The organism is Pseudomonas sp. NFX15 (assembly GCF_049132105.1).
Taxonomy (GTDB): Bacteria; Pseudomonadota; Gammaproteobacteria; order Pseudomonadales; family Pseudomonadaceae; genus Aquipseudomonas.
On sequence record NZ_JAFMPV010000006.1, the window covers coordinates 14,511 to 37,002 of the forward strand.

General features: G+C 63.3%; 16 protein-coding genes. 11 read left to right on the forward strand and 5 right to left on the reverse strand.

The genetic code is table 11. The features are described from left to right. Positions 1-106: 106 nt before the first annotated feature. Complete coding sequence (locus tag J1D76_RS08490; protein ID WP_421137867.1) at positions 107-1,534, reverse strand: mechanosensitive ion channel domain-containing protein; 1,428 nt, start codon at positions 1,532-1,534, stop codon at positions 107-109. Positions 1,535-1,774: 240 nt separating this feature from the next. After that, positions 1,775-2,794: an alpha/beta hydrolase gene (locus tag J1D76_RS08495; RefSeq protein WP_421137868.1), complete on the reverse strand. Its 1,020-nt coding sequence runs from the start codon at positions 2,792-2,794 to the stop codon at positions 1,775-1,777. Between the two features lie 158 nt (positions 2,795-2,952). Here J1D76_RS08495 and J1D76_RS08500 point away from each other — a divergent pair, with 158 nt between their 5' ends. Continuing rightward, positions 2,953-3,843 carry a LysR family transcriptional regulator gene (locus J1D76_RS08500; RefSeq protein ID WP_421137869.1) on the forward strand — a complete coding sequence of 297 codons (891 nt, stop codon included), beginning with the start codon at positions 2,953-2,955 and terminating at the stop codon, positions 3,841-3,843. Positions 3,844-3,958: 115 nt separating this feature from the next. On the opposite strand, the gene J1D76_RS08505 is transcribed toward J1D76_RS08500, so the two are convergent. The 3 genes from J1D76_RS08505 to gspG all read right to left on the reverse strand — a co-directional run bounded on the left by J1D76_RS08505 (position 3,959) and on the right by gspG (position 6,407). Then, positions 3,959-4,612 (reverse strand): hypothetical protein, encoded by a 654-nt coding sequence (locus J1D76_RS08505; RefSeq protein WP_421137870.1) that lies wholly within the window; start codon positions 4,610-4,612, stop codon positions 3,959-3,961. Between the two features lie 158 nt (positions 4,613-4,770). After that, the gene (locus tag J1D76_RS08510) at positions 4,771-5,958 is read right to left on the reverse strand and encodes a type II secretion system F family protein (protein WP_421138093.1); all 1,188 of its coding nucleotides are present in this window, start codon (positions 5,956-5,958) and stop codon (positions 4,771-4,773) included. A gap of 14 nt (positions 5,959-5,972) precedes the next feature. Continuing rightward, positions 5,973-6,407: a type II secretion system major pseudopilin GspG gene (gene gspG, locus J1D76_RS08515; protein WP_421137871.1), complete on the reverse strand. Its 435-nt coding sequence runs from the start codon at positions 6,405-6,407 to the stop codon at positions 5,973-5,975. 198 nt (positions 6,408-6,605) lie between these two features. On the opposite strand from gspG, the gene J1D76_RS08520 reads away from it, so the two are divergent. The 10 genes from J1D76_RS08520 (at position 6,606) to J1D76_RS08565 (ending at position 22,492) form a co-directional block, all read left to right on the forward strand. Next, positions 6,606-7,214: a lytic transglycosylase domain-containing protein gene (locus J1D76_RS08520; protein ID WP_421137872.1), complete on the forward strand. Its 609-nt coding sequence runs from the start codon at positions 6,606-6,608 to the stop codon at positions 7,212-7,214. 201 nt (positions 7,215-7,415) lie between these two features. Beyond that, positions 7,416-13,226, forward strand: a complete 5,811-nt coding sequence (gene mnxG, locus J1D76_RS08525) for a manganese-oxidizing multicopper oxidase MnxG (protein ID WP_421137873.1) — start codon at positions 7,416-7,418, stop codon at positions 13,224-13,226. A gap of 169 nt (positions 13,227-13,395) precedes the next feature. Next, positions 13,396-15,348, forward strand: a complete 1,953-nt coding sequence (locus tag J1D76_RS08530; RefSeq protein ID WP_421137874.1) for a cytochrome D1 domain-containing protein — start codon at positions 13,396-13,398, stop codon at positions 15,346-15,348. Between the two features lie 11 nt (positions 15,349-15,359). Continuing rightward, positions 15,360-16,016: an SCO family protein gene (locus J1D76_RS08535; RefSeq protein WP_421137875.1), complete on the forward strand. Its 657-nt coding sequence runs from the start codon at positions 15,360-15,362 to the stop codon at positions 16,014-16,016. Continuing rightward, entirely contained in the window at positions 16,013-16,633 is a 621-nt protein-coding gene (locus J1D76_RS08540; RefSeq protein ID WP_421137876.1) for an SCO family protein, read from the forward strand. Before J1D76_RS08535 ends, J1D76_RS08540 begins: the two co-directional genes overlap by 4 nt. Before the next feature lie 9 nt (positions 16,634-16,642). Beyond that, positions 16,643-18,193 (forward strand): ABC transporter substrate-binding protein, encoded by a 1,551-nt coding sequence (locus J1D76_RS08545; protein ID WP_421137877.1) that lies wholly within the window; start codon positions 16,643-16,645, stop codon positions 18,191-18,193. Positions 18,194-18,206: 13 nt separating this feature from the next. Then, positions 18,207-19,160 (forward strand): peptidylprolyl isomerase, encoded by a 954-nt coding sequence (locus tag J1D76_RS08550; protein WP_421137878.1) that lies wholly within the window; start codon positions 18,207-18,209, stop codon positions 19,158-19,160. Positions 19,161-19,383: 223 nt separating this feature from the next. Next, positions 19,384-19,917: a response regulator gene (locus tag J1D76_RS08555; RefSeq protein ID WP_421137879.1), complete on the forward strand. Its 534-nt coding sequence runs from the start codon at positions 19,384-19,386 to the stop codon at positions 19,915-19,917. An 84-nt stretch (positions 19,918-20,001) separates the two neighbouring features. After that, positions 20,002-21,708 carry a GspE/PulE family protein gene (locus J1D76_RS08560; protein WP_421137880.1) on the forward strand — a complete coding sequence of 569 codons (1,707 nt, stop codon included), beginning with the start codon at positions 20,002-20,004 and terminating at the stop codon, positions 21,706-21,708. Further along, positions 21,689-22,492 (forward strand): hypothetical protein, encoded by an 804-nt coding sequence (locus tag J1D76_RS08565; protein WP_421137881.1) that lies wholly within the window; start codon positions 21,689-21,691, stop codon positions 22,490-22,492. The genes J1D76_RS08560 and J1D76_RS08565 overlap by 20 nt, the downstream gene beginning before the upstream one ends.

Sequence of the window (22,492 nt, forward strand, 5' to 3'; positions counted from 1 at the left end):
GAGCTGGCTTGCCAGCGAAGAGGCCGTGCCAGTGACATTGATGTCGTCTGACACGCCGCCTTCACTGGCAAGCCAGCTCCTACGGTTTTTTTGTATGAACCGTTGTTCAGCGGTTTTGCAACCAGCTCAAAAACCCTGCCTTCTTGACCGCCACCGGTTTAATCATCAGCGCCATCCGGCTGTTCTGCTGGCGCACCGCTTGCAACTTGTTCAACGCCCGGTCGACCTCGCGACGCTGCTCCATGCAGTGGCGGGTGAGGGTTTTGTCGAGGCGGTAGATGATGCTTGAGGTCATGGCGGTGAAGCGTGCCTGAGACGGGGTGTCGGCCAGGATGCTCTGTTCGCCCATGACTTCGCTCGGCCCCATGCGCCCGGCTTCGACCTGCGCGGTGCCGTCAGGCACGGTGGCGCTGACCACGCCAGTGGCGATGACGAACAGGCTGTCCGGGACTTCTTCCAGATCCAGCACCACTTCACCAGCCGAATACTGCTGCGCCACCATGTTCTGCGCCAGGCGATCGCGTTCCTCAGCGCTCAGGGAACGGAAGATTTTCACTTCATCCAGCAAGGCTCGTGCGCGGCTCGACGGTTCAATCACGCCATCGGGCTGGCGAGAAATGCCGGCCGCTTCGAGATGCCGATGGGCGAGGTCGAACAGTTGATTACGCACTTCACCCTTTTTGCTTAACTCGGCAATGAAACCGCTAGCCACGTATTCGGACATGGTTTCGCCAGTGTCCTTGAGCACCGCTTTCGGCGCTGGATCGAGGAGCAAGCTGCTGCTGCCCTGAAGGGTGCGGTCCAGGGCGTCGAGCACCCGGCGCGGGCGGATGTGGTTGGGCACCTGGATGCTGATCGACACGCCGTGCAGGTTGGTCGGGCGGCTGAGGTTGACGATCTTCGCCTTGGCCGCCACCGAGTTCGGCACCACCGCCGTGCTGCCGGCGTTGGTCAGCAGGTGAGTGGCACGCCAGTCGATGTCCAGCACCTTGCCTTCAACGCCGTCGATGGAGACCCAATCGTCCACCTGATAGGGCTTGGTGGTGTTGAGCACGATCCCGGAAAACACATCGCTCAAGGTGCTCTGCAAGGCCAGGCCGACCACGATGGCGACGACGCCGGAAGTCGCCAGCAAACCTTTCACCGGTAATTCCAGCACGTAGCCGGCGGCGGCCACGACCGCCGCGAGAAACACCAAGGCGCCAATGACATCTTGCAACAGCCGGCCGCTGTGGCCGATGCGCCGCACCAGCACCAGGCCGATGACTTCGGTCAGCACCCGCGCTGCAAACAGCCACCACAGGATCCCCAATGCCGTGGCCCCCAGTTGCGCCACCCGATCATCGCTAAACATCGGCGCCAGCAACGGGCTGACCCCAGCGTTGATCAGCACGACGCTGAACAACAGGAACAACGCTAGGCGCACGCCGACCCGGCTCACCCGATGCTTGAACGGCGCCAGGTGCCAGAGCAGGGTGTCGAGGGCCAGCAGCAGGGTGCTGAGGGAGAGCAGGTGTGCGAGGAGAAAGGACATGGGGATGCTCCGTCGTGAAAATACTTGAAGAATACAGGGGCACTTTGTGGCGAGGGGGCTTGCCCCCGTTCGGCTGCGAAGCAGCCGTAAAGCCGACCAGCGCGATTTAACTGGAGCATCGCCGGTGATGGTTTTGGGGGCGCTTCGCGACCCAACGGGGGCAAGCCCCCTCGCCACAAGTAGTGCTTCAGTGCTCAAAAAAAATCACCACACATGGCTGCGTGGTGATTTTAATTGGCCTCAGTTCAAGTGCGTCTTGAGCTCAAGGGCCGCCTGGCGCACCGCGGACTTCACTTCCGGAATCTGGCTCAGCGGATTGAGCAGGCCGAAGTCGTGGATCATGCCGTTGTAGCGCACCGAGGTCACCGGCACGCCGGCCGCGTCGAGGTGGCGGGCATAGCCTTCGCCTTCGTCGCGCAGCACGTCGAATTCGGCGGTCTGCACCAAGGCGGCCGGCAGGCCTTTGAGCTGCTCGGGACTGGCGTTGAGCGGCGAGGCATGGATCTGCGCGCGCTCGCCGGCATCGGTGGTGTAGTTGTCCCAGAACCACTTCATCATGTTTTGCGTCAAGAAATGCCCCTCGGCAAATTGCTGGTACGACGCGCTGTCGAACTGTGCGTTGGTCACCGGCCACATCAGCAGTTGGAAGCGCAATGCCGGGGTTTTCTGTTCCTTGGCCATCAGCGCCACGACCGCCGCCATGTTGCCGCCGACGCTGTTGCCGGCCACCGCCAGGCGCTTGCCGTCGACGTTGATGTCCTTGCCATGTTCGGCCACCCAGCGGGTCGCGGCGTAGGCCTGGTTGATCGCGGTCGGGTAATGCGCTTCCGGCGACGGCGTGTAGTCGACGTACACCGCGACTGCGCCGGAGCCCACCACCAGGTCACGAATCAGGCGCTGGTGCGTCGGGAAATCGCCCAGCACCCAGCCGCCACCGTGGAAGAACATGAACACCGGCAACTCGCCTTTGGCCTTGGCCGGGCGCACCACTTTGAGGTTGATCGTCTGGCCGTCGACCGTGATCGCCTTGTCGCTGACGTCCACACCGGAAAGGTCAACCTTCACCGAGGACTGGGCGCCGGTCAGCACCGCACGGGCGTCTTTCGGGCTCAGTTGTTCCAGCGGTTTGCCGCCACCGGCCGCCAGGGCTTCGAGGAAGGCCTGGGTGGTGTGTTCGACACCCGGACTGCCCGCGGCAAAAGCGTTGCCGATGGACAGGGCGAGGAGGGACGCGGTCAGGGTTTTGTGGACGAGGTTCATCGGTAAATCCTTTTTAGCCAATTGATTTGAGTGTCTGGGTCCGGCCGTTGCTGGCGCTGTGGTTTCAGGCCTCAGCAACACCGTGGACACAGATTAATAGGGTGTCAGAAAGGGAAAAAGCGGCTATAAAGTGTTTGACTGTCAACCCGGATGTGACAATGAACCCCTTTGAAGATATGCGTATTTTTTGCCAGGTGATGGACTCCGGCAGCTTCACGGCAGCCGCCGATCAACTGGGGCTGTCCAAGCAATTTGTCAGCCGCCGTTTGATGCAGCTCGAAGAGCGCCTCGGGGTGCGTTTGCTTAATCGCTCGACCCGCCGCCTGGACGTTACGCCGCTGGGTCAGAGCTATTACGAGTCCGCCTTGCGCCTGCTCGGCGAAGTCGAGCAAGTGGAGCAGGGCATTGCCGGCCAGACCACCGAGCCACGCGGCACGCTTCGGGTGAGTGCGCCACTGTCGTTTGCGCTGGCACATCTGGGCTGCCTGCTGCCGGTGTTCTTGCAGCGCTATCGCGACGTGACGGTGGAGATGGATTTAAGCGACCGTCCAGTGGATTTGCTCGGTGAGGGCTACGACCTGGCGTTGCGTATCGGCACGCTGGAGGACTCGACGCTGATTGCCCGGCGCATTGCGTCCATTGAACGGGTGTACTGCGCCAGCCCGGCGTACCTCGCCGAGCGCGGCACACCGCTTAAACCAGAAGATTTGCACGGCCATGACTGCCTGCCCTACGGCCATGGTCGACAAGTGCAATGGCGTTTTGCAGGGCAGGGCAAGCCGCTGATCGTCAATGTCACCGGGCGGATGCGGGTCAACAATGGGGAAGTGCTCAAGGATGCGGCCATCGCCGGGTTGGGCGTTACCTATTTGCCGACGTTTATTGTCGGTGCGGCCCTCAGGGAGGGGCGGCTGGTGGAAGTGCTGGAGGATTGTCGCCCGGAGCCGCTGACGTTGTCGGCGGTGTACCCGCAGCATCGACAGAGTTCGCGGCCGGTGCAGGCGTTAGTTGAGTTTTTGCGTGAGCGGCTGGATCGTTGCCCTATGTAGGAGCTGGCTTGCCAGCGAAAGCGTCGGCCGATCTGGCATTGATGTGACAGACAAACCGCCTTCGCGGGCAAGCCCGCTCCTACAAGGATGTGTGTTGTAGGGGGATCAGTGTGAATCAGGTCCTCTTGTCATCGCCGGGTTCGCCGCCGACATGGACACCACGATCATCGCCGACTTCACCGGCACGATGCACGCCGTGGTCATCGCCGACTTCGCCCGCGCGATGCACGCCGTGGTCATCGCCGATTTCACCGGCCCGATGCACGCCACGGTCGTCGCCAGGTTCATTGTGGGTGCCGTTGCGACCTGAGGACGATACCGCGCCGTCGTGGCTCGAACCGCTGTTGGCGCTGCCCGGTCCGCTGTTGCTGCCATGGTCGCCACTGTGGCTGCTGCCGCTGTTGCCGCCGCTACCACTGTTGCCACCACTGCCGCTGCCACCGTGACTGCCGCCATTGCCGCCACCGCCACCGCCATTACCACCACCGCCACCGCCATTACCACCACCGCCGCCCCCACCGCCATTGCCACCATGGCCGCCGCCACCGCCTCCATTACCACCACCACCGCCGCCGCCACTACCCCCGCCACTACCCCCGCCACTACCCCCGCCACTACCCCCGCCACCACCGCCACCACCGCCACCACCACTGCCACCGTCCTTGGCTTGAGCACTGGAAACCCCGGACAGGCTGTCCGGAATCAATACGGTAGACGCCGACAGAACTGCGCCAATAGCTACTGCAAGTACAAGCTTATTGATGTGCATGTCGTTCTCCGTGTACTTGTTCAGGTTGGAACGTTGATGAACATTGCAACGTGCTGCTTTTTTTTCCTGTTGGAACCCGGTAAACACCTCGACGCCGCGATTTATTCGATCGAATGTTGAAATCCAAGCGGCGCGAGCGGCGCAAAGTTGGTCAAAGGTCAATGAATGCTGGAGGCCAGCTCGAAAATCGGGATGTACATCAGGATCACGATGACCCCGATCAACAAGCCAATGAAAGTCATGAGCAAGGGTTCGAACAAGCGTACGAACCATTCGATCCAGCGGCTGATTTCTTCGTCGTAGAAGTCGGCGCTGCGCTCCATCATCTGCCCGAGGTTGCCCGACTGTTCGCCCGCCCGTAGCAGGCGCAGGGACACGGGTGTTACCAGATGATTGAGTTCCAGTGCGATGGACAGCGATTGCCCCTCGCGTACCCGGTCACAGGCCTGGTCCAGGCGCACGCGGGAAGCCACGGTGAGCAGGTTGCGCACCATGCCCATGGCGGTGACCAGCGGAATGCCGCCTTGCAGGAGGATCCCCAGGGAGCGGTAAAAGCGCGCGAGTTCGTACATGAAAATACGTTGATGGACCGCCGGGAGTTTTTCGATCAAACGGTCCAGCCCCCGACGAAAGGCCGGATGGCGCTTGAGCAGGTAGAGGCTGACGACTATGACTAGCAAACTACCAAAGAACTCGCCCTGGTGGGCGTGCAGGAACATGCCGCTGCTCATCAGGATCTGCGACAACCACGGCAGGTTCGAGCCCAACCCTTCAAATACCAGGCTGAAACGCGGCACGACGTAGCCCATCAAAAATAACACCACGCCACCGCCGACCACCAGCAACAGCATGGGGTAGATCGAGGCACTGATGATCTTCTGGCGAACCTCGTCCATGCGTTGGCGATAGCTGACATAGCGGCCCAGGGCATCGCCCACGGCACCGGTTTTCTCGCTGGACTGCACCAGTGCCACGTACAGCGGCGGGAACACTGACGACATCTGTCCCAGCGCCTGGGAGAACGATTTTCCCTCGTACAGCAAGCGCACCAGCTCACTCAGGGTCTTGCGGGCCTGCGGTGCGGATTCCTTTTCCGCCAGGCTTTCCAGCGCATCGATCAACGGCAGGCCGGCATTGAGCAAGGTGGTCAGTTCCTGGCTGAACAACACCAGGTTGAACGTCTCGCGCTGTTGCAGGCGCAAGGCCCGCCAATGCCGCTCGGCGTGCAGGCTGACCACCCGCAGGCCCTGGTCTTCGGCGATGCGCCGGGCTTCGCTGTGCCCGGGGGCCTCGACGGTCATTGAAACGACGCCGGCCTTGCCGACGGCTTTGAGATGGAAGCGCATGGTCGCCATGTCCGTCAGTTCCAGTTGGTGACTTCGGCGTTTTCGCCTTCGCCGCCGGGTTGCCCGTCCTTGCCCAGGGAGAGCAGGTCGAACTCGCTGTTTTCACCGGGATAGCGATAGGTGTAATTGCGGCCCCACGGGTCCTGCGGCAGTTTTTTCTGCAAGTACGGGCCGGTCCAGTGCGGTTCGTCCGCCGGGGCGGTGACCAACGCCTGCAAGCCCTGTTCGGTCGACGGGTAATGGCCGACCTCCAGCCGGTAGAGGTCCAGCGCCTTGCTCAGGCCTTCTATTTGCGCCTTGGCCACTTTTACTTCGGAACGGCCCAGTTGCGCGAAATATTTGGGCGCGACAATGCCGGCCAACAAGCCCAGCACCACCAGCACCACCAGCAGTTCGAGCAAGGTGAACCCGCCTTGGGTTCGCCGGGCATAACACAGACGCTGATTCATGATGACCCCTCACACAGTCGGCAGCAGAGTTGCTGTGCAGGCGCATGCAATTGCCATGCTCATGTCTGGTCATCCTTCTGCACCCCCCCGTACCACGGGCCTTTGCCGATACGGCACAGTGCTTGCGTATGCCTGTCTTACTACCGGCCATTGGGGCATTAGCCCCATTTTTCGGGGCCGGGCAGGGGAGGCATAACCATGAAAACCATCACCGCAGGATTGCTCGCAATGCTCGCGCTGGCCGGTGCTGCACAGGCCGATGTGTTCGTCTCCGTGGACGCCAAGGGCGGCTATGTCCTGTCCAATGTCCACCGCCCCGGACGCCACTATGAACGGGTCGTTCACGAGCCTGCTGCGGCGGTAGTCAGCCTTGACCAGCAACCGCAAATGATCGCCGCGCAACCCTACGCCGAGCTGGTGGCGGCGGCGGCCACGGCCAATCAATTGCCGGCGGCATTACTGCACGCGGTGATCAAGACCGAATCGAGCTACAACGCCAGTGCCACCTCAGCCAAGGGCGCAGGTGGCTTGATGCAGTTGATGCCCGAGACCGCCCGTGAGATGGGCGTGACCAACGTCTACGACCCCAAGGCCAACATCCAGGGCGGCGCCCGCTATCTCAAGCGGTTGATGACCCTGTTCGACAACGATATCCGCCTCGCCGTGGCCGCCTACAACGCGGGCCCGCAGGCGGTACTCAGCCGCGGCAACGTGGTCCCGCCGTTCGCCGAAACCCAGCGTTATGTGCCCAATGTGTTGAACCAGTATCGGCGTTTGCAAGGGCTTTCCGCAGATGCCCCGCTGTGATTGAAACCCTGCGCCGGTTTTCCCCAACAGTGGGGAATAGTGGCCCCGGCGAGAAAGTGGGGATTGGGTGGGGAATATCCCCCGACTTATCAAGTCGTGAACATAACTCACTGATAAATAACGTTAGTTTTTATGGCATGCGGATTGCTCTGGACCACTTGTCGAGAAACGTTCCTGAAACCCGTAGCGAGGCCCGAGACCATGATCGGCTTATCCCACGCTCCGTCCCTGATCAATTTACTGTTGTTGGTGAGCTCGATGCTCGGCATCGAGATTGCCAGCGCGGCAGCCCGTTGTGAACGCAACCTGGTGGCCAACGTCGTGGCGCTCGATCAGCCGCTGATGTTCAACCGCCTCGGTGCACAGAACGTCAACGGCATGATGTTCGCCCTGCGTCGCGACGTGATCGATGACCATGACCGGTCAATCGCCCTAGGGGGCGCCGCGGTGCCGGGCAAAGTCTCGCTGCGTCCCGACAAGCGTCCGCGTCCGCTGGTATTGCGCGTCGCGGCCGGCGATTGCCTGACCATCCATTTGCAGAACCTGCTGGCCTACCAGGCTAACCCGGGCAGCCACGAAGCCTTTGAGCAAGAGGGCGAAGTAGAGGGCGTGGAGACCGGCAATGCCGAAGCCTTCAAGGCCGACGAGCAAGTGGCAGACCGGCATGTCGGTTTCCAGGTCAACGGCCTGCAAGCCGTCAACAGCATCGATGACATCGCCTCGTTTACCGGGCGCAACGCCAACAGCCTGGTGCCGCCTGGCGGCAGTCGTTCCTATACCTTGTTCGCCGAGCGTGAAGGCGCCTTCGATGTCAGCAGCCGCGGCGCAACCTTCGGCGGAGAGGGGGCTGCGGGCAACAATGCCAATGGGCTGTTCGCCCAGGTGGTGGTCGTGCCCAAGGGCGGTCGTACTTACCGCAACACCGTCACCGAAGAAGAAATGCGCCTGGCCAGTACCGGGCGCACGCCGGCCGGCCAGCCCATCGTCGATTACCAGGCACGCTACCCGCAACGCGAGCCGTGGCTTCGCGAAGGCAAGGCCGGTGCGCCGATCATCAACATGGTCGAGGGCAGTGAAATCATTTCCAGCGAAAGCGATGCCATCGTCATGGGCAGCAACGCCGACGGCAGTTTCCCGCCCTCGACCTATCCGCTGGAGGCCTTGGGCAAACGCAACCCGGCATTGCCGAACCGGCTGGAGCCGTTCCGCGATTTCGCCGCGCAGTTCCAGGATGAAACCGCCGTCACCCAGGCGTTCCCGGCGTACTTTGCCGACCCGGTGATGGGCCATGTGCTGGAGCCGACCCGCGACTCGTTCATGATCAACTACGGCTCCGGTGGCATGGGGGCCGAGGTGGTGGCCAACCGTCTGGGCGTGGGGCCGATGCACGATTGCCTGTCCTGCGCCTATGAGGAGTTCTTCCTCAGCTCGCACACCGTGGGCGACGTGGCGATGCTGGTGGACGTACCGGCCAACACCGGCCTGGAAAACATTCGCCCCGGTGAAGTGCCGCGGGCCGATCAGGTCGGAGTCAAGGCGACCATGGCGCTGTATCCGTCGGAGCCGTCCAACGTCAACCACAGCTACATCGGTGACTTCGTCAAATTCCGCAACACCCACAACGGCTACGAACACCACATCTTCCACCTGCACGGGCATCAGTGGCTGTACAACCCGAACGACGACAACACCGATTACCTGGACGCCCAGGGCATCGGCCCGGGCGCCGGCTACACCTATGAAATCGCCAACGGCGGTTCGGGCAACCGTAACCGGGTCGCCGGTGATGCGATCTATCATTGCCATTTCTACCCGCACTTCGCCCAAGGCATGTGGAGCATGTGGCGGGTGCACGATGTGTTTGAAGAGGGCACCCGGCTTGAAGTCTCTCAGCAGGGCGCCGACGGCTTCCACAACGAACCGTATGCGCTGCGTAGCGGCAAACCGGCGGCGGGTGCGCGGGCCTTGCCCGATGGCGAAATCATCGCCGGCACGCCGATTCCGGCGGTCGTGCCACTGCCCGGCAAAGCCATGGCACCGATGCCGGGCAAGGTTGCCGTGGTACCGAAAATCGGCCAGACCGTGGTCGCCGCTGGCGACGATGATGACGGCGAGCACCACGGTGGTTCCGGCGCCGTGCAAGCCATCGGCTCGCTGGCGCTGGTTGATCGTAGCGAAGCCAACCGCAACGCTGACGGCAGCCTGAAGAACCCCGGTTATCCCTTCTGGATCGGCGGCATGGAAAGTTCGGTCGGCCAACGCCCACCGACGCCACCGCTGGACATGCTCGATGCCGCTAAGGCCCAGGCCCTGAAAACCAGCGGCAATGGGTTGTGGGCCAACCTCGATCCGAACCAGTCCGGTGGCTGGGACGGTGGTCTGGGCCGCCATGCGCTGGACGGTGTGTCAGCCGGTGGCGAGGCGCACACGGTGACCACGTCCCTGGATTTTTCCAAGGAAGTGAAGCGGGCCAAACCGATCTACCTGCCTGAAGAGGGCACTGAAGTCGAACAAGCTGCGATGGCCTTCCACGCGAAAAAGGACCACCCCAGCTTCGCCGTGCTGCCGGGCAACCAGGTGGTGGCGCGCAACTTCCGCACCAACGGTGCCTTGCCGATTGCCGGCGCGCCGTTCTACGAACCGTGTATGGACGATCGGGCCAAACGCCTGACCACCCGTGCCGGTAGCGGTGAATTCAATAGCGGCGAGCGCATCGACGGCATGTCCTTCATCGGCTCGTCGACCTTCACCGCCGACCGCCCGCGCATCTATAAAGCGGCCAACATTCAGTTCGACGCGGTCTACAACAAGGTCGGCTATCACTTTCCGCAGGCGCGCATCCTGGCGCTGTGGGAAGACGCCTGGCCGGTGATCAGCAAACAGCGGCCGCCAGAACCGCTGGTGATGCGCATGAACACCTTCGACTGCGTGCAGTACCAGCAAACCAACCTGGTGCCGGCCACCTATGAGATGGACGACTATCAGGTGCGCACGCCGACCGACGTGATCGGCCAGCACATCCACTTGCCGAAGTGGGACCTGACGTCCGCCGATGGTTCGTCCAACGGCTGGAACTACGAGGACGGCGTGCTTTCCCCGGGCGCCGTGGTCGAGCGCATCCAGGCCATCCGAGCCTTCAACCAGTGCGAAGGCAGCGATCCGCGGGACGGCACACCGGCCTGCCCGGTGGCCAAGGCGCACCCGTTCTTCGGTCAATATGGCCGGGCCGACTGGATGGGCGCACGCACGGCGATGCAGCGCTGGTTCGTCGACCCGGTGATCAACACCAAGGGCGTCGACCGTGGCCTGGGGACCATTTTTACCCACGACCATCTCGGCCCATCGACGCACCAGCAGATCGGCCTGTACGCCACCGTATTGGCGGAACCGGCCGGTTCCACCTGGTTCCACGCCGAGACCGGCGAGCCGTTGTACAGCGGCGCGCGCTCGGACGGTGGGCCGACCTCCTGGCAGGCGGTGATCTCCACCGGCGACCTGGACAGCGACGGCAAGAACGACAGCTTCCGCGAGTTCTTCCTGGAGTACAGCGACTTCCAGCACGCCTATGAAGCCGGTGTGTACGTCGGCGCCGGTCCCAATGGCGTGCCCAATCCGCAGGCGTTCCCGGCCACGGCCGACAGCTTCCGCTACGCGATCAACCCACCGGTGCGCAACAACGCCGGCAACTTGCTGGAGGCAGTGGTCGAGGCTCGCGGCGGGATCAAGCCGGGCTGCCCGAGCCGGCCATGTCCACAAGCGATCTCGGTCGATGACCCGGGCATGTTCGTGGTCAATTACCGCAATGAGCCGCTGGGCCTGCGGGTGTTCGACCCTTACAAGGTCGGCCCGGACGGCAAGCGCGGGATGCAGGCCGACGGCATGGGCGGCGACCTGTCATTCGCCATGCAAAGCCGCACCGACCGTGCAATTGCGGCGATGAACCTGGCACCGAACCTGGTGACCTCGGCCACCGGCCCTACCGGCGGCACCACGCTGTTCCCGCCGCACATCAACCGTGGCGGCGCAGAGCCGGGTGACCCCTTCACGCCGATGCTGCGTACCTACACCGGTGACAACGTGAGGTTGCGGGTGCATGCCGGCGGCCATGAAGAAGAGCACAACGTCACCCTGCACGGCGTGAAGTGGCTGCAAAGCGGCACCGGCTATGGCAACAGCTCCAACTCGGGCTGGCGCGCCTCGCAAATGGTCGGGATCTCCGAGCAGATGGGCTTCATTGCGCCGGTGTCGATGCTCTCCAGTTCCGCGGCGAGCACCGGTGATTACCTGTACTCGATGGACGCTTCGATCGAAGGCTACTGGAACGGCATCTGGGGCGTGATGCGCAACTACACCGCGCAACGCAACGACCTGTTCGCGCTGCCGAACAACCCGAAACCGGCCGGCATGCGCAACACCGTGGCGTTCGACGGCACCTGCCCACGGATCAGCGCCAACCCCAACGGCATCGGCACACGGCCGACTGTGCAGCGCAATTATGAAGTAGTGGCGGCACTGGCCAACGACATCCTGGGCAATCCACTGGGGCTGTCGATTGGTGATCCGGCTGGCCTCGGCCAACATGTCGGCGGGCCGCTCAACCCGGCGGGCGGCACCCTGGTGTTCAACGCGCGCACGGTGAGCATTCCACAGGTCACCGTGACCGATCCCGAGGACGGAGAAACCGTCACCATTGGCGGGCAGAGCGGGCCGATCCATGACCCGACCGCGATCCTGTACGTGCGCAAGACCGACCTGGACCCAACCACCGGCAAGCTCAAACCGGGTGTTCCGGTCGAACCGCTGGTGCTGCGCGCCGCGGCCGGGGATTGCATCAACATCACCCTGGAAAACCGACTGCCGAGCGTCATGCCGGACCTGGCCCAGACGGCGATCCTGCAAGGCCTGGTCAAGCGTGATCGCAACGGTGGCGATGGCTCGACCACCTTCAACAACAACTTGCTGCGCCCGTCCAGCCACGTCGGCCTGCACGCGCAACTGCTGGCCTACGACATCACCAAGTCCGACGGCACCAACGTCGGCGCCAACCCGATCCAGACCGTGCCACCACGGGTCGGCAACACCGGCGCGTACCCGACCAAGAGCTACCAGTACTACGCCGGGCACCTGGAGCGGGAAGGCAAACCGATCACCCAATTGGGCCGCAGCGTCGACAACATCAACGCCACGGCGGTGGAGTTCGGCGGGTTGAATTTCACCCCGGCGGATGTGATCAAGCAGCCGCAAAAAGGCCTGGGCGGGGCGATGAGTGTGCTGCCGGTCGGCGCCACCTGGGTCGAGGATGCCAAGCGTGCATCGGCCACGGTGACGGCGACGGGACAGGTGCCTTACCGCGACTTCGCGATGGTCTGGCAGCGTGCCTTGAACCTGCGCTGGGCCGGTGGGCGGCCGGTGGAGGGCATCGCCTCGGAAGGCATGGGCGTGCCGAACGATCCAAAGGACAACGCCGGCATGGCCATCAACTACAAGACCGAGCCACTGTGGTACCGCTTCGGCCTCGCCCCGGACGCACCGTTCGGCCGTGCCGACGGTGCCGGCTACGGCGACGTGCCCAACGCACACATGGCCTACAGCAATGCGCTGGTGGGCGGCGATCCGCAAACCCCGGTGTTCTACGTCAAACCTGGGCAACCGTTCCGCACCCATGTGCTGATGCCGACCGGCGGCAGTCGCGGCTCGACCTTCCAGCTCGACGGTCACGTGTGGTCGGTCAACCCGTACCTGTCGGAGAAAAACGATGTCGACGGCTACCCGATGGGTGCGCCTGGCGTGGGTTCGGTGCGGTTCGGCCTGAACCCGATGTCGATGTACATCGGCGCCCGCGAAAGCGTGCTGCCGGCGGCGCACTTCAGCGCGATGCACCCGAGCGCTGGTGGCAGCAATGCGATCGCCGGGGATTACCTGTTCCGTGACAACGCCTCCTTCGGCAATACGGCCGGGCTGTGGGGCTTGTTGCGGGTGACCAACGAACCGGAGCCGCCACCGGCCCCTTAGGGCAGGAACGAAACACCTGTAGGAGCGGGCTTGCCCGCGAAGGCGCAGTGTCAGGCGCAGGAGTATTGAATGTGCCGACCTCTTCGCGGGCAAGCCCGCTCCCACAAACGCACCTCATGGCATGGGTGCCAGGCAAGGCAGGCACTGATCTGTAAAGAGGAGAGGAGACATGGACAGGACCATCAAAATCACGGGCAGTGCGCTGGTGCTTGGGCTGGCGCTGATCTGGCTCGGCGTCTGGCGGATCACGCCGCCGACCGCCCTGGCCGAGGTCGCGCTGCCCGACACCTGGAGCGACCAGACGCTGGAGCGTGACGGGATTTCGGTGGTCCTCAATGTCAAACCGTTGGCCGAGGACGGCGTGCTGCGCGAAGGCGGTTTTGCCGACGTGCAATTTCGTGTCACCGACAAAGCCTCGGGCCAACCCCTGTCGGGCGTTGCACCGGGGGCCTGGCTCGACCCCGAGGCGGTTGCCGCCGACCAGGCCCAGGGCCGCGACAGGAGCTGCAAGTCGCGGGTCGGCACCTTTCTCAAATCGAACATCGGCGCGCGGCCCTTGCTCGACCTCAACAGTTATTTCCTGTTGGTGATGAGCCGCGATGCCAGTATCTCCGTGGTTGACCCTTCGGTGTCCGTGGGCGGGATCACCAGCACCCTGGCGAGGATTGAACTCAAGCAGCCACCGATGGACTGGGTGACGCCCAAGGACAACAAACGGGTATTCGTGTCGATGCCCGGCGCCGGCGAGGTGGCGGTGATCGACAGCGAACAGTTCAAGCTGATCGACTCGGTGGCCGCTGGCCGCAACCCGGTTCGCGTCGCGCTGCAACCGGACGAACGTTTGCTGTGGGTCGGCAACAACGCTAAAACCGCCGGGCAATCCGGGGTCACGGTGATCGACGCCGCCAGCCTCAAGCCTTTGACTCACCTGGCGACGGGGGCCGGGCACCACGAAATCGCCTTCAGCCAGGACAGCCGCTTTGCCTTCGTCACCAACCGCGACGATGGCACCCTTAGCATCGTCGACATCGCCCGCCTGAGCATCAGCAAGCAGCTCAAGACCGGTTCGCACCCGCTGTCAGTGATGTATTCGCCGTTGTCCGACGCCGCTTATGTGGCCGATGGCAAGGACGGCACCGTGACCGTGGTTGACGGCGAGCGCCAGTCGGTGCGTCGGGTGATCAAGCTCAAGGAAGGCCTGGGCCCGATGGGCTTCAGCGCCAACGGCCGCTTTGGCATCGTGCTCAACACCCTGGAAAACCAGGCGACGGTGATCGACACCGCCACCGATTCGGTGATCCATGAACTGAGCGTCGCCGCCGAACCCTATCAAGTGGTGTTCACCAAGGCCTATGCCTATGTGCGCGGGCTGGCGTCACCGAAGGTCACGATGATCAACCTCGCGTCCCTCGGCGAGGGGCGCACGCCGATCACCCAGGGTTTCGAGGCCGGGCCGCAGGCACCGCGAATGGCCGGTGACCTGCCGCTGGCGTCGAGCCTGGCGGTGTCGCGGGACGACAACGCGGTGTTCGTGGTCAACCCGGTCGACAACACCACCTACTTCTACGCCGAAGGCATGAACGCGCCGATGTCCGGCTACCCCAATCGCGGACAAGTGGCGCGGGCGGCGCTGGTGATTGACCGCAGCCTGCGGGAAATCGAGCCGGGGCTGTACAGCTCGCGGGTCAGGCTGCCGGCGGCGGGGCGTTTCGACGTGGCGTTCCTGCTCAACCAGCCGAACATCGTCCATTGCTTCAGCACCGTGGTGCAGGCCGACAACAACCTCGATCAGCACCGCGGGGTGCTGAAGGTGGAGTTCATGCTCGACACGTCCACTGCTGCCCTGGGCAGCCCATACGTGGTGCGTTTTCGCATCGTCGAGGGCAAGCACAAAACACAGCGAAGCGGGGTCAAGGACGTTCAGGTGCGTTACTTCCGCGCACCGACGTCGCGGCCCCAGGAGGTTGCCGCCCTGGAAGTCGCCGCTGGCGTTTACGAAGCCCCGGTGACCCTTGACCGGGACGGCGCCTGGTACCTGCACGTGCGGGCGGCGTCCCTCGGCTCGCGTTTCGATGACCAGACTTTTGCCAGCGTTCGGGTCCTGCCCGGCGATACCCACTAGAGGACACTGACATGAACCGATTTGCACATCGCGGCCTGCTGACGTTTTGCCTGCTGGCCATCGGTATCGGCCAAGCGCTGGCCCACTCGGCAGACGAACACGCCGGGCACGACATGGCGGGCAAAAAGGCCAGCCCGCAAACTGCCCAGATCAAGCTGGCCGACGTGGCGCTCCTGGACCAGAACGGCAAGGTCGTGAGCCTGGAAAAAGACCTGGTGAGCAACAAGATCGTGGTCATGGGTTTCATCTACACCAGTTGCACCACGGTGTGCCCGGTGGTGTCCTCGATCATGGGCAAGGTGCAGAAACAACTGGGGGCGCGGGTCGGCACCGAGGTGCAACTGGTGTCAATCAGCATCGACCCGCAGCGCGACGACCCCAAGCGCCTGAACGACTACGCCCGCACCTTCCAGAAAGGGCCGGGCTGGAGCTGGCTGACCGGTTCGCCGCAGTCAGTCACCGCCACCCTCAAGGGCCTGGGCGCCTACAGCGGCGATTTCAAAAACCACTCGCCGCTGATTCTGGTGGGCGACGGCAACAGCCGTTTCTGGACCCGTTACTACGGCTTCACCGACCCGACAGAGCTGGCCCGCGCCGTGGAGAAACTCAGCGGTGAACGCAACGCCCACGCCAAGCACACCGCCATCGCCATGGAGAAACAGCCATGAGAGTCATCGACGGGTTTGCCCTGAGCCTTTGCTTCTGGATCTTCAGCTCAATGGCGTTTGCCCACGAAGGCCATGAACAGGCCGCGCCGGCCGTGGCCGCTGCGCAACCCGCCAGCGGCACCCACGACGCCAGAACCTGGTTCACCGACACCCCGTTGCAGGACCAGAACGGCAACACGTTGCGCTTCTACAGCGATGCCTTGAAGGACCGCGTGGTGCTGCTCAATGTGATTTTCACCCGCTGCAACGACGCTTGCCCACTGATTACCCGCAAGCTCAAGGAAGTGCGTGAAGTGCTCGGCGACAAGGCCGACGGCATCACCTTTATCTCCCTTACCAGTGATCCGCTGCGGGATACCCCGGCGGTACTCAAGGCTTACACCTTGAAGCAGGGCGTCGATGGCCCCCACTGGCTTTTTCTCACCGGCGACAAGGCGCAAATGGACCTTGTATTGGGCCGAATCGGCCAGATTGTGCCAACCCCCGAGCAGCACTCCACCCAGTTGATCGTCGGTGACGTGGCGAACAAGCGCTGGAGCAAAATCCGCCCTGATGCCCCGGCCGCCGCCATTGCCCAGCGCTTGCAGTTGCTGGCAATGCCCGTGGCCGAACGCTGAGTCCGTGCGATGAAAACTGCCCTCGTCCTTGGCCTGTTGCTCCTCGGCTGTACAGCGCTGAATGCCCAGGCACTGACGCTCAACCCCAGCGAAAGTGCCGGCAAGCAGCTGTACCGCGAAGGTGTGTCGGCCAGCGGTGAGCCGATCATGGCCAGGGTTGGCGCCTCGGACATGGTGCTGCCGGCCACCAGCCTGCCGTGCGCCAATTGTCACGGCGAAGACGGCCTCGGGCGCCCGGAAGGCGGCGTGCGGCCGCCAGCCCTGAGTTGGACACGGCTGGCCAGCCGCCATGGTCAGCGGCACGTCAACGGTCGCAGCTACCCGGCCTACAACGACAGCCTGCTGGCGCGGGCGGTGCAGGAGGGGCGTGACCCCGGCGGCAACCGGCTCGATCCGAGCATGCCCCGTTTCGTCTTGTCGACGAACGATCAACGCAACCTCACCGCGTACCTCAAGCGCTTGGCCGACGAGCGCGACCCGGGCCTGACCTCCGACAGCCTGCACCTGGGCACGTTATTGCCGGGCTCCGGGCCGCTGGGCGAGGAGGGCGCCACGGTGGCGGCGGTGCTCAACGGCGCCGTGGCGCGGATCAACGCGGCGGGCGGGATCCATGGGCGACAGTTGCGCCTGACGATCCTCGACCCCGGCATCGACCGCGTCAGTGCCGAAAAGGCCCTGGACCGGTTGATCAATGACGAGCAAGTGTTTGCCCTGATCGCCCCGCTCGTACCGGCATTGGACTCGGACCTGGCCGCACGCCTGGAGCACGCCGGCATTCCGCTGATCGGGCCGCTGTCGATGCAAGGCACGCTGCACGCCAGCCCGCAGATTTTCGAACCGCTGCCGGGGTTGCGCGAGCAAATGATCGCCCTGGCCGAATACGCCAGTGCCAGCCTGAAAGTGCTGGAGGGACCGACGCTGATCGCCTACCCCGACGAACCCGGCCAGCGCCAGGCAGCGCAACAACTGAGCCAGTACTTGCAGGACCACGCTTGGCAAAAGGTCCAGCTGCAAGCCTACGACCCGGCGCAGAAAGACTTGCCACTGGGCTCGCGCTCGGTGTTTTACCTGGGCAGCAGCAGCGGCTTCAGTCGCCTGGCAGAGCGTTTGCAAACGGCGGGGCAGGTGCCTTACCTGTTTGCCGCGTCGAATCAGGTGGCGGGCGATCTGTTGCAGGTCCCCAGCGGGTTTTCCCGGCGAGTGTTCCTCGCCTATCCGTTCGTGCCCAGCGACTGGACGCTGGCCGGTCGGCTGGCGCTGACCCAATTGCGTCAAAACCAGGGGCTCGGTGGCCAGCACGCGGTCCTGCAGGTGGGGGCGTTCAGTTCGATGATGCTGCTCAGCGAAGGCATGAAGCAGGCCGGACGGGACGCCAGCCGCGAGAAACTGGTCAGTGCCCTGGAGGGCCTGCGTGATTTTGATACCGGGCTGACGCCGCTGATCAGCTTTGGCCCGGGCCGGCGCCTGGGCTTGAGCGGTGCGCACGTGGTCACGGTGGATTTGCCCGACCAGCGTTTCTACCTGGTTGCCCCCTATAAACCCATTGCTGCCATGCCCTGACCGGAGGCCGATCATGAGACTCGACACTTTGCTGGTGCTGTTGACGTTGTGGGTACCCATGGCCTGGTGCAGCAATGGCCCGGCCGCGGCGCGGGTCAATGGCGAGGAGATTTCCCAGCTGCGCCTCGAGCGATACTTCGCCGAATACCTGGAGGATCAGGGCCGGGCGGTGGGCAGCATCCGCAATCCAAAAGCCTACAAACAACTGCGCAAGGCTGCACTGGATGCCTTGATCGACCGTGAACTGCTGTGGCAGGAAGCGCGCAAGCGCGGCGTGGTGATCAGCGATGCCACGGTCAACGAGCAAATCGACCAGACCCGCCAGGCCATGGGCGGTGCCGAGGTGTTTGCCCGGCGCCTCGAAGACGCCGGTTTCGATGAGGCCGCCTACACCGAATACACCCGGCGCGAGCTGGCGGCGCGGCAAGTGTTCAATGAAATCACCCAGGCCAGCGAGCCGGATGAAAAACAGGTCCAGGCGTTTTACCAGGAACATCGCGCCGAGATGAGCCGGCCTGAAGAAGTGCAGGCCCGACATATCCTGATCAAGGTTAAGCCCGACGCAGACGCTTCCACAGTCGAAGCCGCACGGCTACGCTTAATGCAGATGCACGCGTCTATCGTGGCCGGGGCCGACTTCGCCAGCGTGGCCCGCGGCGGCTCCGAAGACGCCTGCGCCAGTGAAGGTGGCGAGCTGGGCTACTTCCCCCGGGGGCGCATGCAGCCTGAGTTCGAAGCTGTCGCGTTTGTCCTGGCACCTGGGGCTGTGAGCGAACCGGTGCGCACGGCGGTGGGCTGGCACCTGATTTATTTAGAGAACCACATGGAGGCAGCCGATGTCACACAGGAGCAAGGACTTGACAGGGTTCGGGCTTACCTTGCCCGACAACAACAGGTTCAAGCTCGTCTACAGGCATTGGCGCAACTGCGGTCGCGCAATCGAATCGAACGGATTGACGATGAATAGGGGGTTTCCCCAGAGTTGGGGGGAAAACGTCAATGCCAATCCGATCGCTTTCCCCGTGTTTGGGGGATGGAATCGCTGTACGAGAAGGCATTGTTTTTAAATTCAAGGACATGAAGACCTAAAATTACCGGCGCCCAGCCTGGCATGAAGTGTGCGTTAGCCCTATCAAGGCGTGCACTCCGCCAGGTTCGAAACCCGGACCTGCGGTTTCAAGGAGTCCACCTTGTTAAACAAAGTACTGGTTGTCGATGACGAACAACTGCTTGCAGAAAACCTCCAGGGGTACCTGCAGGCGCAAGAGTTGGACGTCCGGATTGCTCACGACGGTGCACATGGAATCGCCGAAGCTGACGATTTCGCACCCGATGTGATGGTGTTCGATTACCGCTTGCCCGATATGGAAGGCTTTGAGGTGCTCGATGCCGTCCGCCAGAACAGGAAGTGTCATTTTGTGCTGATCACAGGGCATCCCACCGCAGAGGTTTGCGAGCAGGCCCGGATTCGAGGAGTCAGCCATATCCTGTTCAAACCGTTTCCATTGGCGGAATTGGCCCGGGCAGTCCTGGATCTTCTAGGCAGGCAGCGCGAACCCAGAACGGGAGTGAGCACGTCTGAAGGATTCGTCGAACGACGCCAGAGCAGGACCGAGAGTTTCCCGCTGCAGTTGTACGACGGTAGTTGGGTGCTTGCAGATCGCCGAAGAGGTACATCGGAATCCATGGCGCCAGACGACGAACAATTGCTCACCGGGGAGTAGTGGCGCGACAAGACGTTCCGGCCCCCGCCGAACCAGCTCGCCGCGCCGACAGGGCTCAAAGCCCCGGGCGTTGGAGAGCAAGCCATGGACCGTCTATCCCTTGCCGTAGAACCGGCGCAACTGGAATGTGTACCGACTCGCTTCAGCAGTGAACAACTGACCCAGGCCCGAGCCCTGGCCACCACCTCCGGCGAACGGATGCTGGATGCCCTCGGCGAGTTGAGCGAACTGGCACCCATGCCCTTCATCCAGTGCCTGGGCGTCACCCTGCATTATCCGGTGCTCGACACCGACAGCCTGTTCAACTCCACCCCCGTGTTCGACCGGGTCACCCTGGCCCAATGCCTCAAGCGCGAATTCATCCTGCTGCGTCACGACGAGGCGGTGATTGGCGTGTTCGCCGACCCCTTCGACAGCGCACGTCTGGCCTGGATCGACGAATGCCTGCACGGCGCGCCGCTGTACCTGGTGCATGCCGACGACCTGAAGGCCTATCTGGCGCGGCACGAAGAGAGCTTTCACGCGGTGGAATCGCTCAACGCCCAGGCCGAGGGCGGCACCGAAATCGATACCCTGCAAAGCCTGTCCCTGACCAGCATCAGCGAAGACTCCAGTGTGGTGGTCAAGCTGGTCAACTCGACCCTCTACGACGCGCTGAAGATGCACGCCAGCGACATCCACCTGGGCACCACCGGCAGCGGGCTGGTGATCAAGTACCGGATCGACGGCGTGCTCAACAACATCAGCAAGATCCAGGGCAGCGAGTTCGCCGAACAGGTGATTTCCCGGGTCAAGGTGATGGCCGAACTGGACATCGGCGAAAAACGCGTGCCGCAGGACGGTCGTTTCAAAGTCGGCATCAGCGGCCGGCAAATCGACTTCCGGGTGTCGATCATGCCGAGTATCTTCGGCGAAGATGCGGTACTGCGGGTGCTCGACAAACAGGACCTGGCCGACAAGGTCAGCGGCGTGCAATTGCAGGCCCTGGGCTTTGAAGAAGACACCCTGCGCCAACTGCGCCGGCTCGCCGCCGAACCCTACGGCATGGTGCTGGTGACCGGCCCGACCGGTAGCGGCAAGACCACCACCCTGTACGCGATGATCACCGAGATCAACCACGGTGTGGACAAGATCATCACCATTGAAGACCCGGTGGAGTATCAACTGCCGGGGGTGCTGCAAATTCCCGTCAACGAGAAGAAAGGCCTGACCTTCGCCCGGGGCCTGCGCTCGATCCTGCGCCATGACCCGGACAAGATCATGGTCGGCGAAATCCGCGACCCGGACACCGCACAAATCGCCGTGCAATCGGCACTCACCGGTCACCTGGTGTTCACCACTATCCACGCCAACAACGTGTTCGACGTGATCGGCCGTTTCACCCAGATGGAAATCGATCCCTACAGCCTGGTCTCGGCGCTCAACGCGGTGCTCGCCCAGCGCCTGATTCGCCTGGTCTGCACCAGTTGCAGCAGCCCCTACAGCCCGACCAATGAAGAGCTGGAAGTGTCGGGGCTCGATCCGCAAAAGGTCGCGCATTACCAGTTCGTCCACGGCAAGGGCTGCGGGCATTGCCGCGGCACCGGCTACCGCGGGCGCAGCGCGATTGCCGAGCTGTTGCACCTGGACGATGAACTGCGGCAGATGATCGTCGAGCGCCAACCGATTTCGAAAATCAAGGCCCATGCCTGCAAACGTGGCTTGCGCCTGTTGCGCGAGTCGGCGCTGGAGCTGGTGGAACAAGGCCGTACCACTCTCGAGGAGATCAATCGTGTCACTTTTATCTCGTGAGCAATTTGTCGCCGTGCTCGGTGCCAGCGGTGTTGGCCTGGGCAGACGGCACGGCAATGCAACCCACTGGCTGGGCAGCGTCGGCTACATCGACGAAGGCTTCCAGGCCTGGACGGTGGCCCTCGACACCCTCGACCGTTTGCTGGCCGAACACACCCCGGCGCGGGCAGAACTGACCGTGGTGATCTCCGGGCACTTCAGCCGGTATTGCCTGGTGCCCTGGAGCGAGCAGATCGCCAGCCCGACAGAGTTGCTCGGCTTCGCCCAGCTGTGTTTCGAGGACCTCTACGGTGCCCCGGCGCAACCCTGGAGCCTAGTGCTCTCGGCCGAACCGGCCGGCTACGACCGCATCGCCACCGCGCTCCCGCAAAGCCTGCTCGAACACCTGCGCACACGGGTCAGCGCGCGCGGTTTGCGCCTGAAATCGGTGCAGCCGTACCTGATGGCCGCGTTCAATCACTTCGACAAGAGCTTCGAGGCCGGCGACTTCCTGTTCGTGGTTGCGGAGCCTGTGCGCAGCGTGTTGCTGCTGGCTCGCGAAGGGCGCTGGAATTCAGTGCGCTCGGTGGGCAGCAGCGACAGCGACGCGGCGCTGACCGCGCTGATCGGGCGCGAAAACCAGTTGCAGGCGTCCAGCAGTGAGCGGCCGCTGAATGTCTACCTGCACGCCCCGGCGCGCATCGATTCGCACCCCGAGGTACCCGGTGTGCACCTGCGCACCCTCGAAGAAGACCGGACAGCCGTACGCGATTGCCTGTACGTGATGTCTCGGGCGGTGGCCTGA